The organism is Paraburkholderia strydomiana, assembly GCF_031456815.1.
Classification (GTDB): domain Bacteria; phylum Pseudomonadota; class Gammaproteobacteria; order Burkholderiales; family Burkholderiaceae; genus Paraburkholderia; species Paraburkholderia caledonica.
The window spans coordinates 318,060-334,574 of record NZ_JAVDVL010000002.1; the positions used below are offsets into that span (position 1 = coordinate 318,060).

The following is a 16,515-nucleotide window of genomic DNA, read 5'->3' on the forward strand; positions in this document are numbered from 1 at the left end:
AGCGCAATATTGACAGCGTGGTCACTTATCGGGCGGAAGTGCGTGCAACGTCCATGCGCGCAGCCGGTTTCGGCGCGCAATCCGATCAGCCGGCTCATCGCTGTGGCCGCTGCAAGCTCGTACAGTGCCGCGGCGCTGGCCTGTTCTCCGGCTCGAACGTCGCTTCGCGCGCAGTCGTTCAGCGCACGTCGTCGCCTGCGCGGACGGGTGCCTCGCGACGGTTAGCCGACGCAGGCGCGGTCGCGGACATGAACCGTTCGCGATACTCGAGCGGGAGCACGCCGAAGCGCCGCACGAACGCGCGCCGCAGATTCTGCTCGCTGCCGAAACCGCAATCGAGCGCGATGCGCTTCAGCGGCCGGCGCGATTCGGCCAGTGCCCGCGAAGCCGCTTCGAGGCGCAATGCGGAGACGGTTTTCGCCGGCGTGCGCCCGACCTCGTCGACGTAGCGGCGCGCGAAGGTCCGCGGCGTCATCCGTGCGTGCTCGGCGAGGCGCTCGACCGTGAGGTCCTCGCGCAAATGGGCGACCATCCAGCTATGCAAGGCCTCGAACGGCCCTCCCGCCGACGCCTGTGCCGCGAGTGCCGCGCTGAATTGCGACTGCCCGCCGGGCCGCTTCATGAAGACGACGAGGCGCCGCGCTGCTTGCATCGCGACGGCGTGGCCGAGGTCTTCTTCGATCAGCGCAAGCGCGAGATCGATGCCCGCCGTCACGCCCGCCGACGTCCAGACCACGCGTTCGCCGTCACCTCGGGCTCCGTCCGGGCCTGCGTCGCGGATAAAGATCGGATCGGCATCGACATGAACATTGGGAAAGCGGCGCGCGAGATGCGGCGCATCCCGCCAGTGTGTGGTCGCGCGGCGGCCGTCCAGCAGACCGGCCGCCGCCAGATAGAACGCTCCCGTGCATACCGAGCACACGCGCCGTGCGCGCGGCGCATTGCGCCTGATCCACGCGACGAGTTCCGGCTGCAGCGTGCAATGCTGATCGACCGGAACGCCGGGGACGATCAGCGTGTCGATAGGCTCGGCGTCCAGTGAATCGAGTCGTTCGGTCACGACCGGCAGGCCCGGAAAAGTCTGCAAGACGCCGCCGTCGATCGAAGCGACTGTCGTGCGATAGGCGATCGGGGGTGCGGGCGAGTGCGTGGATGCGGGCACGGACGCATCCGCATGCGTGGCCGGGTTCGCCGGTATTGGCACCCGTGCACCGCCATCGCTCGCACCCTGCGCAGCGGCTATCGTCAGTTCGGCGCGCCAGAATGCTTCCAGCGGGCCGCACGCGTCGAGCAGGACCAGATCGGGTGCGACGGCAAATACGATATGACGCACGCTCATCACGCGACCCCTCCCATCGCGCGACGTCTGGACGACCGCGCATAGGCGAGCGTGGCGAGCGCCGCTGCGGCAAGCAGCGGAAAGATCGCCGCGTTGATCGTCGCCCAGCCGAAGCGCGCCAGCAGTTGCCCTGCGAATAGCGAACCGAGCGCGGAGAACGCGAACGTCGTGAATTCGCTGGTGGCCTGCGTCTTCGCCCGTTCCGACGGCCTATACGACTGCGCGAGCAGCGTGGACCCGCCCACGAACATGAAATTCCAGCCCACGCCGAGACACGCGAGCGCGGCGTAAAAGTGCGGCAGATCGGTCGAACGCAATGCGAAGACACCGCATAGTGCCGAGAGCGCGATGCCCGCGCCAATCACCGGCAGCACGCCGAAACGCTTGATGAGCCGCGCGGAAAACAGAGACGGTGCAAACATGCCGACCAGATGCCACTGGATGATCGACGCGCCGTCGCCGATGCTGTGCCCGCACGCGACCGCCGCGATCGGCGTGGCGGTCATGACGAACGTCATCACGGCATAGCCGAGCGCGTTGTTCGCGAGCGCCGCAGCGAAGATCGGTTGCCGCACGATCTCCGCGAGCGGCCGTGCGACGTCGTGGGTACTTGCCACGGCCGGCGCAGGCGCCATGTCGCGATAAAGCAGCATCAACAGGACAATCGACGCGAGTCCGAGTCCGGTGACGAGCGCGTAAGAGCCCGCGAACGTCACCGGCACGAGCCAGTCTTTGCTCCACGCGGCGAGAAGCGGGCCGCAGACGGCCGCGACCACGCCGCCCGTGAGAACCGTCGAAATTGCGCGACTCTTGGCTTCGAGACCGACTGCGTCTGCGGCGGCGAGCCGGTAGTACTGCGCAAACGCCTGGAATACGCCGACCGTCGCGGTCCCCGCGCAAAAAGCCCAGAAGTCGTGATGAAAGATCGCCCACACCGAAACAGCACCGCCCAACGCGCCGACGCTCGCGCCCAGCACGAAACCCGCGCGACGGCCGATGCGCGCCATCAGAAACGACGCGAAGATCGTCGTGAGCGCCGCAGCCACCGTGATCAGCGAGAAAGGCAGCGTGGCTAGCGCCTTGTCGTCGGCGAGCGTGTAGCCAACGAGACCGGTCAGCGTGAGATCGATCGACACCGACGAGGTGTACAACGCCTGGCACACAGCCAGCACACGCGCGTCACGGCGTCCATGCGGGCCGGAGCCGCGCGGATCCGCGGAAACGGCAGTGAAGGCAGAAGCGGCGGCGGATCGAGAAGACGAAGCTGGTGCGGCAGGCGGCATGGATCGGTCCCGGCAGCGAAGGTGGTCGAAGTGGCAGGAGCGGCACAAGCGGCACAAGCGGCCCGCACTCGCCGCCACGGCTCGAAATCGCCTGACTGGCCTGACTGAGCTGAGCCGCCGAGTGCTCACTTGGCGAAAACCACATCGTCACCCGACTGCGCGTGGCAGTAATGACAACGATGCATCAGTTTCTGCCAATTCGATGCTTGCCGAAAGAGGCAACGAGGCCGACGACGCCTCTATTTGCGGAAGGTGATGCCTTCGTCGATCGTGCCGTACATGGTCACGCTGCCGGTACTCGCGCCCGATGCCGAGCCGGAGCCGCCTTGAGCGCAGGCGCCCAGCAAGACGATGCAAACGACAACGGCCAGAACTGTTTTCATGACTGCGTATCCTGCAAAGACAGGCTCCGATTCTAGCCTGGCGCTTCAGGCGCATGCGCCGCGCTGCAATCGACGGTTCACGTCAGGGTGAAACATCGAATGCATTTGCCAGGTAAAGTGGTTGCATCGTACGTTGCGCCACGCGCATCGAAGACCGACAGATACGGAGACGCGTCATGCCCGCCAGCCTCGCAGACGAACACAATCATTTTCCCGGCCTGAGCCGCATTGGCGCGCTCCTCGCCGATCCCGGCCGCGCAGCCATGCTGTGGGCGTTGATGGACGGCAGCGCCCGCCCCGCCGGCGAACTGACGATGATCGCGGGACTGTCGCCGTCGGCGGCCAGCGCTCATCTCGCGCGCCTGACCGAGGGAGGTCTGCTCGCGCTCGAAGTGCGCGGCCGGCATCGCTATTTCCGCATTGCGTCGGCCGACATCGCGGCGTCCATCGAAGCGCTCGCCAACGTCGCGCAAGTCAGCGCGCCGCAGCGCCCGGTGCCACGCCCCGTGCGCACCGTTCCGACCGACATGCGCTACGCACGTACCTGCTACGACCATATGGCCGGCGAGTTGTCCGTACGCGTGTTCGAGCGGCTCGTCGGACGAGGAGTGCTGGCTTTGAACGGTGCGTCGCTCGAAGCCACACCGGAGGGGGCCGCCCGCTTCTCCGACTGGGGCATCGACCTGTCCGCGCAGCGCAGCGGCCGGCGCCGCTTCGCGTGCACCTGCCCGGACTGGAGCGAACGCCGCCCGCATCTCGGCGGCGCGCTCGGGGCGGCGCTGCTCGACTCGTGGGCCGCGCACGGCTGGGTCGAACGGACCGAACGGCCGCGGATCTTGCGCATCACGCCGGCCGGACACCGACACTTCGACGCCTTCCTGGCCGAATGAGTGACTGCGGGCTCGGAGCCCGACGCGGCCTGATAGAGACCTTTTGTTACCAGTCGCCACCAGGCTTTACAAAAGTGGGCGTCTTGAAACAAACGGCGCGGGTACAGTGGTTCACGGATGCTGCACGTGCATCGTCCGTCGGAGAACAATCATGAGAACCACGACCTCACCATCGACAACCTCGTCAACCCGTCGCACCATCGGCTACTCGCTGATCGCCGCAGCCGCCTTCCTGTTCGCCGCGCAGGCCGCGCTCGCGCAACAAGCCGCGCCGGCGCCGCAGGGCGTCGCTGCGGACAGCGATCCGCCCGGGCGCGTCGCGCGGCTGAACTACATGGCCGGAACCGTGACCACCGAGCCCGCCGGCGCCGCCGACTGGTCGTACGCGCAGATCAACCGGCCGCTCACCACCGGCGACCAGTTGTGGAACGATCAGAACGCGCGTTCCGAGCTGCATATCGGCTCGACCGCCGTGCGTCTCGGCCAGTCGACGAGCCTGGATATCCTCGGTCTCGACGACAACAGCGCGCAGTTGAAGGTCGCGCAAGGGACGTTGTCGGCGCATGTGCGGGAACTGCCGCCGGGGTCGTCGTATGAAATCGACACGCCGAACCTCGCGCTCGGCTTGAACGGCCCGGGCGACTACCGCGTCGACGTCGCGCCGGACGGCAGCAGCACCACCGTCACCGTTCGCAACGGCAATGCGACGGTTTATGGCGACGGCGCCCAGGTGGCGATCGCGGCCGGCCAGCAGATCCGCTTTGCCGGCACTTCTTTGCGAACGCTTGCCGACAATGGCGCGCCGGGGCCCGACGGCTTCGACCAATGGGCCGCAAGCCGCGACGCCGCCGAAAACCGCTCGGTATCGGCGCGCTATGTATCGCGCGAAATCCCCGGTTATCAGGATCTGGACGCCAACGGTACGTGGCGCAGCAGCCCACAGTACGGCGAGGTCTGGGTGCCGCGCGCGACGCCCGCCGGCTGGGCGCCTTACCACGACGGACATTGGGTATGGCAGGCGCCCTGGGGCTGGACCTGGGTCGACGACGCACCGTGGGGGTTCGCTCCGTATCACTACGGCCGCTGGGCCTACGTCGACGACTCCTGGGCATGGGTGCCGGGCCCGGTCGTGGTCAGCGCGCCGCCAGTCTATGCGCCGGCGCTAGTGGCTTTCGTCGGCGGCGGTGGCGGAGGCGGCGGAGTCGACTGGGGCGTGAACCTGGCGATTGGCGGTGCGATGGCCGCGGGCGTCGCGTGGTTCCCGCTCGGACCGGGCGAACGGTGGCATCCGCACTGGGGCGACCACGATCACTGGAGCCCGCGCTACTACGAACGCGTCAATCAGACGACGGTCATCAACAACTACAACCGCAATATCACCAACATTCACAACACGTACGTCAACTACCGGGCGCCGCGCGCTGTGACGGCGGTTCCGGCGACGGCTTTCGTGCATGGACAGCCTGTGGGGCGCTTTGCGCAGAAGGTGGATCCCGCGCAGTGGCGCAATGCGCGGATCAACCCGGGCGCCCCGGGCATCGCGCCGGTGCGCGAGAGTTACGGGCCGGGTCTGCGCAACGCGAACTACCGGCCGCCGGCGGGGGTGATGACACGTCCAGTCGTCGCGACGCGTAGTCCGTCGATGCCGCCCGCCTACCGCGATGGCCTCGCGCAGCGTTTCGCGCAAAGCGGTGGACGCGTGCCGGGCGCCGGGCAGCCCATCGTTCGGACGTCGGTCCCGGCGCACATGTCGGGTGGGCCCGGTGCGTTGCCGGTGCAGAACGTGCGGGTCGTCCAGTCGCATCTTCCGGGACGAATGCCGGGGGCGGCGGCGGGAGCGCCAGTTCTTCAGCCGGGACCGGGCGGACTGGCCGCGCCGGGCGCCCCGGGCCAGCCGCAGAACAACGTGCCGCAGGCCGGGCGCCGTCCAGGCGACGCGGCTGTCGCCGTTCAGCCGGGGCGCGCGGGCGCCCAGCCGGAGCGTCCCGGCGCGCCCCTGCGGTGGAATGGGCAGCAGGTTGGCGCAGCAGGTGCCCCGCCGAACGGCGTGCCGCGGCCGCCGCAGGCGAACGGCGGCAACCCGGGCGTGGCACAACAGCGCGGAGTGGCAGAGCAACCGGCTCGACAACCGGCTCAGCAGCAGGGCCAGTCAGTTGCCGCGGATGGGCGTCAGCAGCCGGCGTGGACGCAGCCGCATATGCCTATGGCCCAGCAAGCGCAGCAGGGTCGTCAGCGAGGCGGTGAACAGGCGCAGACGCCAAGGCCGGAGTGGTCGCAGCAGCCAGGAGGTCAGCGGAATCCAGCGATGCAGTCACGCGAGGCGCCGCGCCCCGTGGAAAATCCGGCGATGGGGCAACAGCAGCATGCGGCGCAAGATCAACGGCAGCCCGCGCAGCGCGCCGGAGCGGTCGAGCGGCCGCAGGTTCAACAGCAGCCGCGTCCTGAACCACGTCCGCAACCGCAAGTTCAGCAGGCGCCTCGTCAGGAGTTTCATCCGCAGCAAGTGCAGCAGCCGCGTCCTGAACCGCGTCCGCAACCGCAAGCTCAGCAGGCGCCGCGTCAGGAGTTTCATCCGCAGCAGGCGCAGCAGCCGCGTCCTGAACCGCGTCCGCAACCGCAAGCTCAGCAGGCGCCGCGTCAGGAGTTTCATCCGCAGCAAGTGCAGCAGCCGCGTCCTGAGCCACAGCAGCACGGCGAGCAGCGCTCGGCCGGTGGCCACGACGAGCATCACAAGGGCTAAGCGCCCTTCCCTGCGAGCAGTCTGCCGTCGGCAGAAAACAAAAAGCCTCCGCGATGGGAATCGCGGAGGCTTTTTTGGTCAGGCGCGTCAGACAGCCATGGGCGCCGTGAGCGGCTCGTGATGCCGGTAGCCGACCAGCGAGAAATCCGACGGCTCTATCTTTTCCAGCCATTCCGGTTCGTACACGTGGGTCTTCGCGTAGTCCGGCACCCGCTCGGAAATGACGAGCTTGGGGCTTTCATAGGGCTCTCGCGTGAGCTGCTGCTTCAGCATGTCCAACTGGTTCTCGTAGATGTGCGCGTCGCCGATGAAGTACGTGAACCACCGCGGCGTGTAGCCCGTCAAGCGTCCCACCAGATGCAGCAGGGCCGCGCCTTCGGTCAGATTGAACGGCGTGCCGAGCCCGACATCGTTGCTGCGGATGTACAGACACAGCGAGATTTCGCGCTTCGCCACATTCGGCAGGAACTGGTACAGCAGATGGCAAGCCGGTAACGCGATCTGATCCAGAACCGCAGGATTCCACGCATGAAACAGGATTCGCCGGTCCGACGGATTCTGCATGATGGTGTCGAGGCATTGACGCAATTGGTCGATCGCCTTGTACAGCAGCACCTTGCGGCTACCGTTCTCGTCGAATTCAGTGATCACCTGGAAACCGCGCGCGGTCGCATCCGCAAGCTGCGCGCTCGCACTGGCGTCGAGCACCTTGTAGGCCGGCCACTGCCGCCACTGCACGCCGTATACGTCGCCCAGGTCGTCGGGGCCCTCGCGATACGGATTGGCAAGCCATTGCGGGTTCTGGTTGGCGTTCGCGTCCCACACCTTGCAGCCGAGGTCGCGAAAATCGGCGGCGCTGCGCGACGCGCGCAGGAAACCGACCAGTTCGCCCACGGCCGACTTGAACGCCAGCTTTTTCGTCGTGACCGCCGGGAAACCCTGCTGTAGATCGAAGCGCAACATGGCGCCCGGCATGCTGATGGTACGGATGCCGGTGCGATTCTCCTGCCACGTGCCAGTGTCGAGAATCGTGCGGACGAGATCGAGGTATTGTTTCATGCGGGTTCCTTCGACGCGGTCCGGAAGCGGTGCGCCGCGAGATTGAGCGGAAAACCCGATTTTACCAAGCGCGTCCGGCGGGCGCCGACCGCTTGCGAGAGACTATGGAAGGAAGGCGGCCTGGTGCGACGAGCCCCGCGCGAAAACCACGGCGAGGCCGACGCGTCGCGGCCCGTCCGGTCTACAGGCCGCTGCGGAGCGGCCAGCTCACAACCGTTGCGTGTGGCCGCACCTCAGAGATGCGGCACCGATGCGGGCAACGTGCCGTGCGGCGACGCCAGCGGCTCGCTTTCCATATGACGCATGCCGTGCGAGCACAGCAGCCGGTACAGCGTGACACGCGAGATACCGAGTTCCTGGGCTGCGTCGCCAAGACGTCCACGGTGACGCAACAGTGCAAGCTCGATCGCCTGGCGCTCGGCCGCTTCGCGCGCCTGCGCGAGCGACACCGGCACGATCTCCACGTACTCGGCGAGTTCGAGATCGCGCGCCGTGATCGCGCGTCCTTCGGACATCACAATCGCACGACGCACGCGGTTGATGAGCTCGCGCACGTTGCCCGGCCAGCCGTAGTTGTGCAAAGCGGCGATTGCGTCGGGTGCGAAACCGCGCAGGCGCCGGCTCGCGTCTTTCTTGAAACGCTCCAGCATATGGCGCGCGAGCAGCTCGATGTCTTTGCCACGCGCGCGCAGCGGCGGTTCGTCAATTTGCAGCACGCACAGGCGGTGATACAGGTCCGAGCGGAAACGTCCTTCGATCATGGCAGCCGTCATATCCACGTGCGTTGCGGAAATGATCCGCACGTCGACGTCGATCGCGCTATGGCCGCCCAGCCGCTCGACTTTGCGCTCCTGAAGGAAGCGCAGCAGGCTCGCCTGACTTTCGAGCGGCAGATCGCCGATTTCGTCGAGGAAAAGCGTGCCGCCGTTGGCCGCTTCCACGCGGCCGATCTTGCGCTGATTCGCACCGGTAAACGCGCCCCGTTCGTAGCCGAACAGTTCGGACTGCAGCAGATGCGGCGGAATCGCGCCGCAGTTGATCGGTACGAACGGCGCGTTGCGCCGCGCCGAGCGTTCGTGAATCGCAACAGCCGTCAGTTCCTTGCCCGTTCCTGACTCGCCCGAGATAAAGACCGGCGCGTCAGTCATCGCCACTTTGCGGATGGAGCGGAACAGCGCCAGCATTGCGTCGCACGACCCGACCATTTCACCTTCGGCGCCCTGCGATGCATCGTTCGAAGCGGGTTCGCCGAGCGAGATCATGCCGTATGCGTGACCGACGGAATCGACGATCCGGTCGCCGGAGTAAGGGACGGTCACATAGTCGAAACAATAATCGCGTACCAGACGGCGCAGCGCTGCGTCCTGGAGTTGCCCAGGCATGGTCGCGGCGACCCAGCCGACGTTCGGCATGGTCAGGCAGGATTCGAATGCTGCAATTTCATGCGGCTGGAAATGGCTCGATAAATCGAGCAGGCCACCCGCTGCCGAACCGGCGCGTACGGCCCGGCGCGCGTCGCGCGCCGATCCCACCACTTCGACATTCCAGCCACGCTGGTGGAAGCGGGTGTTCAGTTCCGCGCTTGGCTCTCGCGAAACGTAAATCAGTTGCCGCGTTGCGGGTTCCATTATTCAGATCCTCTCGTCAACGAACGTTAAGGATGATGCACGCACCTGAACCGCAATTCAGACACGCTGGCACATTCGGGATTCGCAAATAGCAAAAACCGAACGGCCATTCCATTCCGTGCGGACAGCTGATCCCCAGAAAGCGGCGTGTGTGTTTGAGACGGCCCGTTAGCGGGCTTTTTTTAAAATTGAAGCTCTTTCCGAGAGCTTACTATACGCGCGCGGCTTGGAAAACAATTATGCGAATTTAATCCGCCCGCCCTTGCCCAGCAAGGCGTCCACGCCGATAAATAAGTAATCAACTTACGAATTACGAAATGTGGAAGCGCTTTTCTCATACGTAGGAACGCAGGTAGATCGTACCGTTTCAATTAGCATCTAATAGGTATTTTCTTCTGGCGGGTTCAACCTGCATAGTTTCCTGTGCCACTACTTTATCTGATTGGTGACGGGAACGTTGTTCACCAATGCACCAATGGTTTGCGAGCGGTCCGAGATGTTCGCCAATCGCTGTATAGGAAGACTCGCCACTCAATCGGCTTTTATTGCGCGGATTCAGCCGATGTCGCAGTACGCGCGGCATTTTTCGGCCGGTGCCGCTGGGCGTCGCCGCTCGATGGATCACGCCAGAGCGGCGGCCGGAGCGTGTGCGTCAGGTAGAATCAGGCGGGTTATGTTCCCTCTTCCATTCGATGACGACGCTCACCCTGATCGTTGCTCGCGCCAATAATGGCGTGATCGGCCGCGACAACCAGTTGCCCTGGCGACTCCCCGAAGACCTCGCGTTTTTCAAGCGGACCACCATGGGCGCGCCCATCATCATGGGCCGCAAAACGCATGAGTCGATCGGCAGGCCGTTGCCGGGACGCCGCAACATTGTCGTGACTCGCGATGCCGGTCGGCGCTTCCAGGGTTGCGACGCGGCCACCACGCTCGGCGAAGCGCTCAAGCTCGCCGCGCAGGACCAGGCGCCCGAAGCGTTTCTGATCGGCGGTGCCCAGTTGTATGTGGAAGGGTTGCGTCTTGCAGACAAGATGATCGTCACGGAGATTTCCGCCGATTTCGACGGCGACGCGACGTTCCCGGCGGTCGATCCGAACGAGTGGGAAGAAGTCGCACACGAAACGCATCGCGCGCATGCACCGAACGATTTCGACTACGCGTTCGTCACATACAAGCGCAAAAGCCGGTGACGTAAGGCGCCCGAGCGCAGTGAAGCGCGCTGACAAAAGCGGAACGAAGCACGCCGAAAAAGCAGAACGCCACGCAAACTTGCGTGGCGTTTTCGTCTGTACCGTTACAACGCTGGAAAACCGCTTACTGCCCGGCGATCGTCATCCGTTCGATCAGCACCGAGCCCGTCTGCTTGGTGCCCCGAGTGATCGTGTCCGCGCCGATCGCTACGACATGGCGAAACATCTCCTGCAAGGTGCTCGCGACGGTGATCTCCTCGACCGGATACTGGATCTTGCCGTTTTCGACCCAGAAGCCGGACGCGCCGCGCGAATAGTCCCCCGTCACGTAGTTGACACCCTGGCCCATCAGTTCGGTCAGCAGCAGCCCTGTACCGAGCTTCCTGAGCATTTCTTCGAAGTCGTCTTCCGCACGCGTGTTGGAGCTGAGCAGCGACAGGTTGTGCGAGCCGCCCGCGTTGCCGGTAGTCTGCATGCCGAGCTTGCGCGCCGAATAGGTCGAGAGGAAATAGCCTTCCACGACGCCGTCTTTCACCACCGAACGCTGCCGCGTGCGCACGCCTTCCTCGTCGAACGGCGCGCTGCCCATGGCACGCGGCACGTGCGGATCTTCGACGATCTGCACATGCGGCGCGAACACCGGCTTGCCGAGACTATCGACGAGAAACGACGTCTTGCGATACAGCGCGCCGCCGCTCGTAGCCTGCACGAACGCACCGAGCAGACCCGCGGCGAGCGGTGCTTCGAACAGCACCGGCACCTTGCGCGTGTCGAGGCCACGCGCGCCGATGCGCGCAAGCGCGCGCTGCGCCGCGTAACGACCGACCGCTTCGGGGTCGGCGAGTTGCTCCGCGCTACGGGTAGACGTGTACCAGTCGTCGCGCTGCATGTTGCGGCCGCTGCCGGCAATCGGCGCGCAGGCGATGTAATGACGCGAGTACGGATAGCCGGCGAGGAAACCGCGCGACGTGGCAAGCACGAACTGCGAGTGCTGCGCCGACACGCTCGCGCCTTCCGAGTTCTTGATTTGCGGATCGGTGGCGAACGCGGCGTCTTCCGCGCGACGGGCGATTTCCACGGCTTCGTCGGCGGACAGATTCCACGGATGGTAGAGATCCAGGTCGCGCGGCTCGGTCTCGAGCAACTCGGCCTCGGCGAGACCCGCACAATCGTCTTCCGCCGTGAAGCGGGCAATGTTGTACGCGGCCGCGACCGTGTCCTTCAGCGCTTGTGACGAGAAGTCGGAAGTACTCGCGTTGCCGCGCTTGTTGCCGATGAACACGGTCACGCCGACCATCTTGTCGCGGTTATGTTCGATCGTCTCGACTTCGCCGCGCCGCACGGAGACGGACAGCCCGTCGCCTTCGGAAATTTCGGTTGCCGCGTCGGTACCGCCGAGCGACTTCGCGTGACGAAGGATGTCCGAGGCGATTTCCTTCAGTTCATCTTGGGTATGCGGAAAAAAGCGCTGCTTGACGTCCATGTCTGCTGCCATTGTCGTTGCCGTCCTGTTCGGGGCCGAGCGGCCCTTGGGTGTTCGCACATGCCGCGCCGTTCAGTGCGCTTCATATGCGCTGCTCGTATGCGCGTCAGTCTGCGTTTGCCGTGCGTTCGAGCGCACTCACGCATCCCGCGATCATATCAAGCTAAGCGCTGCTGCACCTGGCATTCGCTGCCCGCTTCCGGCGATGTCGGTCGCCGTGCACGGCGGCGCAGCCGGTTCGTCGGGCCTGGCACGCTACAATATCGGCATGACACGCAAAACCCGCATTCAACCCATCGAATCCGCCGAGCCGGAAGTCGACGAAAACGGCTACGACCGTCCGAGCAAGTCGCAGCTCAAGCGCGAAATGCACGAGCTGCAGGAACTCGGCTCGGCGCTGATCGCGCTGCCCAAAGACGCGCTCAAGCGCATGCCGATGCCCGAAAAGCTCGACGACGCCGTGCGCGAGGCGCGCCGCATCACCGATCACGAAGGCAAGCGCCGTCAGGTGCAGTACGTCGGGCGCGTGATGCGCTCGTTGCTGGACGAAGAAACCGCTGCGCTGCGCACCGCGCTCGACACTTACAACGGTGTCAACAAGGCGGAAACGGCCAAGTTGCACTGGATCGAGCGCACTCGCGAGAAACTGCTTGCCGACGACGCCGCGCTGACCGATTTCATCCGCCAGCATCCGAATGCCGATCCACAGCAGGGCCGCACGCTGATCCGCAACGCCCGCAAGGAAGCCGAGCAGAACAAGCCGCCGCGTTACTTCCGCGAGTTGTTCCAGTGGATCAAGAACGCGGACGGACCCGCAGCGGCGAGCGATTCCGATGCCGACGACGCACTGGAAGACGACGATGACGACCGCGACGCCTGACACCAAGCTGAAGCGCAATCACCCCGACGAGATCCTGATCGGCCTCGTGTCGATCAGCGATCGCGCATCCACCGGCGTTTATGAAGACAAAGGCATTCCGGCGTTGCAGGAGTGGCTCGGCGCCGCGTTGAGTTCGCCGTGGCAAGTGGTCACGCGCCTGATTCAGGACGACGCGCCGACCATCTCGGCAACGCTCACGGAACTCGTCGATGAAGTCGGCTGCGATCTCGTGCTGACTACGGGCGGCACGGGCCCGTCGCGGCGCGACGTGACGCCCGAGGCCACGCTAGCGGTCGCGACGAAGGAAATGCCGGGATTCGGCGAACAGATGCGGCAGATCAGCCTGAATTTCGTGCCGACCGCAATCCTGTCGCGCCAGGTCGCGGTGATCCGCGAGACGGCGGATCACGCGGCGCTGATCGTCAACCTGCCGGGTCAGCCGAAGTCGATCAAGGAAACGCTGGAAGGCTTGCGCGATGCCGACGCCGGCGGCACGGTGAAGGTGCCCGGCATCTTTGCGGCGGTCCCCTACTGCATCGACCTGATCGGCGGGCCGTACGTGGAGACCAACGCGGAAGTAGTGAAGGCGTTCCGGCCGAAGAGCGCGGTGCGCGCCCCCCGGCAGGCTTAGCTTATTCCGCGTTGAGGGAGGCGTCCGGCGTCGGCGGAATCAGGAAGTGCTCCCGGTAGTACTTCAGTTCGTCGATCGACTCGTGAATGTCGGCAAGCGCCGTATGTAGCGCGCGCTTCTGAAAACCCTTGTAGATTGCCGGCTGCCAGCGTCGGCACAGCTCCTTGAGCGTGCTGACGTCGAGATTGCGGTAATGGAAGAAGCTCTCCAGTTCCGGCATCCAGCGCGCCATGAAGCGGCGGTCCTGGCAGATCGAGTTGCCGCACATCGGCGACTTGCCGGGTGGCACATGTGTGCTGAGAAAATTGCGAATCTGTTCGGTGGCATCGGCTTCGCTCACCGTAGATGCCTTCACGCGGTCGATCAGTCCCGACCGGCCGTGTGTGTTCTGATTCCATTGGTCCATTTTGGCGAGCGTCTCGTCGCTCTGATGAATCGCCAGAACCGGGCCCTCGACCATTCTGTCGAGTGTCGAATTCGTCACCACCACCGCAATTTCGATGATGCGGTCCGAATCCGGGTCGAGTCCGGTCATTTCCATGTCCAGCCAGATGAGATTCATGTCGCTGCGCACGAGCGGCAGCGGTTGCGCGGATTCGGGAATGTCGGTCATGAAGGGAGTCCTGATGGCCGGGCAGGAAGCTTGCGGGAAGCCCCATTGCTGCGGCGGTTGGTCGTTTGAGATGGTTTGAGCATGTCCCCGCTGCGAGGCGGGAAGAAACATATAATTCTCGCATAGATACCACGGAATCCACGGATGCCTACCCTGTACTTCACCGTTCTGTTCGTCGTCGCCGTCGTGGCGATGGTCGGCACTAAACTCTGGCTCGCGTCGCGGCAGATCCGCTTCGTCGCCGGCCATCGCGAGCAGGTGCCGAGCCAGTTTGCCGGCACTATCGCGCTGAGCGCGCACCAGCGCGCCGCCGACTACACCGTCGAGCGCACACGTCTCACGATGATCGAAATTGTCGTCGGCGCCGCCGTGCTGATCGGCCTGACACTGCTAGGCGGCGTGCAGGCACTCGATCTGGCGATTACGGACTGGCTCGGCCGCGGCTACGTCGGGCAGATCGCACTGGTCGCGGCCGTGATCGCGATTACCAGCGCGATCGACCTGCCGTTCGATTACTTCCGGCAGTTTGTGATCGAGCAACGCTTCGGCTTTAACCGGATGAGCAAGCGCATTTTCATCGTCGACCGGTTGAAGGGCGTCTTGCTAGGCGCCGCGTTCGGTCTGCCGTTGCTGTTCGTCGTACTGTGGCTGATGAACCAGGCGGGCAGCTTCTGGTGGCTGTGGACGTGGATCGTCTGGGTCGTCTTCCAGATGCTCGTGCTGGTGCTGTACCCGTCGTTCATCGCACCGCTTTTCAACAAATTCGAACCGCTCAAGGACGAAGCGCTGAAAAGCCGCATCGAGGCGCTGATGAAGCGCTGCGGCTTCGCGGCCAAAGGCCTTTTCGTCATGGACGGCAGCCGCCGCTCGGCGCATGGCAACGCGTATTTCACCGGCTTCGGCGCGGCCAAGCGGATCGTGTTCTTCGACACGCTGCTGGCGCGTCTGTCGGGCAGCGAGATCGAGGCCGTGCTCGCGCACGAACTCGGCCACTTCAAACGCCGTCACGTGATCAAGCGGATGCTGGTCACGTTCGCGCTCAGCCTCGCCATGCTCGCCTTGCTCGGCTGGCTCGCGCAGTCTGTGTGGTTCTATGAAGGGCTGGGCGTGCGGCCGTCGCTAGTCGGCGGTAATAGCGGACTCGCGCTCGTGCTGTTCTTCCTTGCACTGCCTGTGTTCGTGTTCTTTGTGACGCCGCTCGGCAGTCTCACGTCGCGCAAGCATGAGTTCGAGGCCGATGCATTCGCAGCCACGCAAACCCGCGCGCAAGACCTCGTCAACGCCCTTGTCAAGCTGTATGAAGACAATGCGTCCACACTGACGCCCGATCCGCTCTACACCGCGTTCTATTACTCGCATCCGCCTGCGTCGCAGCGGATCGACCGACTGTTGCGCCACGCATGAGCGGCCGCCCTCAGAAAGCGCCGCGCGCGCCGTCCAGCACGCGCGTAGGCGGCCTCGTGGTGGCCGCACATGGCCGCCACTATCTCGTCGCACCCGAAGACGGCGGCCCGATGCTCCAATGCTTCCCACGCGGAAAGCGCAGCGAAGTCGCGGTAGGCGACCGCGTGATCTACGAGCCCACTTCTGCGGACCAGGGCGTGATCGTCGAAATCGGCGAGCGGCGCAATCTGCTCTATCGTTCGGATCAGTACAAGTCGAAGCTGTTCGCCGCGAATCTCGACCAGTTGCTGATCGTGCTCGCGACAGAGCCGCATTTCAGCGAAGACCTGCTCGGCCGGGCGCTCGTCGCAGCGGAAGCCAACGAGCTGAAGCCGTTGATCGTGCTGAACAAGATCGACGTGACCGATGCGCTCGAAGGCGCTCGCAAACGGCTGGAGCCGTATCGCGCGCTCGGCTACACGGTGGTGGAAGTGTCGATCAAGGCCCAACCCGAGGCCGCTCGCACCGCGTTGATCGAACACTTGCGCGGTCATTCGACGCTGTTGCTCGGCCAGTCCGGCATGGGCAAGTCCACGCTCGTGAATCTGCTGATTCCGGACGCCGAAGTCGCCACGCGCGAGATCTCGACGGCGCTGAACAGCGGCCGCCATACGACGACGTTCACGCGTCTCTATCCGCTGCCGCACTTCGCCCGCAATGACACGGCGGACAACGCGCACCATACTCGCAGCGTGGATGGCGAAGGCGGCGCACTGATCGACTCGCCGGGCTTCCAGGAATTCGGCCTGCATCATATGACCGAAGGCCGGCTCGAACGCGCGTTTCCGGAGTTCCGGCCGCTCTTGCCCAATTGCCGCTTCTACAACTGCCATCACCTGCAAGAGCCGGGCTGCGCGATCCTCGAGGCGGTTGCCGATGGCCGTATCCGCCGCGAACGCCATGCGCTGTACGCGCAACTGGTGCACGAAGCCAGTCAGATCGTTCGCTGA

The 16,515-nt window shown here is 64.9% G+C and carries 14 protein-coding genes; 7 read left to right on the forward strand and 7 right to left on the reverse strand.

Annotated elements, in window-relative coordinates; genetic code table 11:
• Positions 1 to 178 precede the first annotated feature (178 nt).
• The 3 genes from J2W46_RS07020 to J2W46_RS07030 form a co-directional block, all read right to left on the reverse strand.
• Positions 179 to 1,339: a GlxA family transcriptional regulator gene (locus J2W46_RS07020; protein WP_310352437.1), complete on the reverse strand. Its 1,161-nt coding sequence runs from the start codon at positions 1,337 to 1,339 to the stop codon at positions 179 to 181.
• The gene (locus J2W46_RS07025; RefSeq protein ID WP_310352439.1) at positions 1,339 to 2,622 is read right to left on the reverse strand and encodes an MFS transporter; all 1,284 of its coding nucleotides are present in this window, start codon (positions 2,620 to 2,622) and stop codon (positions 1,339 to 1,341) included. The genes J2W46_RS07020 and J2W46_RS07025 overlap by 1 nt, the downstream gene beginning before the upstream one ends.
• A 239-nt stretch (positions 2,623 to 2,861) precedes the next feature.
• Positions 2,862 to 3,005: a hypothetical protein gene (locus J2W46_RS07030; RefSeq protein WP_310352442.1), complete on the reverse strand. Its 144-nt coding sequence runs from the start codon at positions 3,003 to 3,005 to the stop codon at positions 2,862 to 2,864.
• Between the two features lie 176 nt (positions 3,006 to 3,181).
• On the opposite strand from J2W46_RS07030, the gene J2W46_RS07035 reads away from it, so the two are divergent.
• Together J2W46_RS07035 and J2W46_RS07040 are read left to right on the forward strand one after the other, a co-directional pair.
• On the forward strand, positions 3,182 to 3,895 hold the full coding sequence (locus tag J2W46_RS07035; RefSeq protein WP_310352445.1) for an ArsR/SmtB family transcription factor: 714 nt from the start codon (positions 3,182 to 3,184) through the stop codon (positions 3,893 to 3,895).
• A gap of 151 nt (positions 3,896 to 4,046) precedes the next feature.
• Positions 4,047 to 6,635, forward strand: coding sequence for a DUF6600 domain-containing protein (locus tag J2W46_RS07040; RefSeq protein WP_310352449.1), 2,589 nt, complete (start codon positions 4,047 to 4,049; stop codon positions 6,633 to 6,635).
• A gap of 87 nt (positions 6,636 to 6,722) precedes the next feature.
• Here the strand turns inward: J2W46_RS07040 and J2W46_RS07045 are convergent, their stop codons facing one another.
• Both J2W46_RS07045 and J2W46_RS07050 read right to left on the reverse strand, forming a co-directional pair.
• On the reverse strand, positions 6,723 to 7,694 hold the full coding sequence (locus J2W46_RS07045) for a thymidylate synthase (RefSeq protein ID WP_020069347.1): 972 nt from the start codon (positions 7,692 to 7,694) through the stop codon (positions 6,723 to 6,725).
• Between the two features lie 233 nt (positions 7,695 to 7,927).
• A complete protein-coding gene (locus J2W46_RS07050; protein WP_020069346.1) occupies positions 7,928 to 9,322 on the reverse strand; it encodes a sigma-54 dependent transcriptional regulator in 1,395 nt (464 codons plus the stop codon).
• 692 nt (positions 9,323 to 10,014) lie between these two features.
• On the opposite strand from J2W46_RS07050, the gene J2W46_RS07055 reads away from it, so the two are divergent.
• Positions 10,015 to 10,515 carry a dihydrofolate reductase gene (locus J2W46_RS07055; protein WP_020069345.1) on the forward strand — a complete coding sequence of 167 codons (501 nt, stop codon included), beginning with the start codon at positions 10,015 to 10,017 and terminating at the stop codon, positions 10,513 to 10,515.
• A 124-nt stretch (positions 10,516 to 10,639) separates the two neighbouring features.
• Here J2W46_RS07055 and pmbA read toward each other — a convergent pair whose 3' ends face one another.
• The gene (pmbA, locus tag J2W46_RS07060) at positions 10,640 to 12,010 is read right to left on the reverse strand and encodes a metalloprotease PmbA (protein WP_020069344.1); all 1,371 of its coding nucleotides are present in this window, start codon (positions 12,008 to 12,010) and stop codon (positions 10,640 to 10,642) included.
• A 256-nt stretch (positions 12,011 to 12,266) separates the two neighbouring features.
• Here pmbA and yjgA point away from each other — a divergent pair, with 256 nt between their 5' ends.
• Both yjgA and mog read left to right on the forward strand, forming a co-directional pair.
• Positions 12,267 to 12,878 (forward strand): ribosome biogenesis factor YjgA, encoded by a 612-nt coding sequence (gene yjgA, locus J2W46_RS07065; RefSeq protein ID WP_088173629.1) that lies wholly within the window; start codon positions 12,267 to 12,269, stop codon positions 12,876 to 12,878.
• Entirely contained in the window at positions 12,859 to 13,509 is a 651-nt protein-coding gene (mog, locus tag J2W46_RS07070) for a molybdopterin adenylyltransferase (RefSeq protein WP_310352457.1), read from the forward strand. The genes yjgA and mog overlap by 20 nt, the downstream gene beginning before the upstream one ends.
• A gap of 1 nt (position 13,510) precedes the next feature.
• Here mog and orn read toward each other — a convergent pair whose 3' ends face one another.
• Complete coding sequence (gene orn, locus J2W46_RS07075) at positions 13,511 to 14,122, reverse strand: oligoribonuclease (RefSeq protein WP_020069340.1); 612 nt, start codon at positions 14,120 to 14,122, stop codon at positions 13,511 to 13,513.
• Positions 14,123 to 14,266: 144 nt separating this feature from the next.
• Between orn and J2W46_RS07080 the strand changes: the two genes are divergently transcribed.
• Entirely contained in the window at positions 14,267 to 15,526 is a 1,260-nt protein-coding gene (locus J2W46_RS07080; protein ID WP_131321481.1) for a M48 family metallopeptidase, read from the forward strand.
• Positions 15,523 to 16,515: a ribosome small subunit-dependent GTPase A gene (rsgA, locus tag J2W46_RS07085; protein ID WP_310352461.1), complete on the forward strand. Its 993-nt coding sequence runs from the start codon at positions 15,523 to 15,525 to the stop codon at positions 16,513 to 16,515. The genes J2W46_RS07080 and rsgA overlap by 4 nt, the downstream gene beginning before the upstream one ends.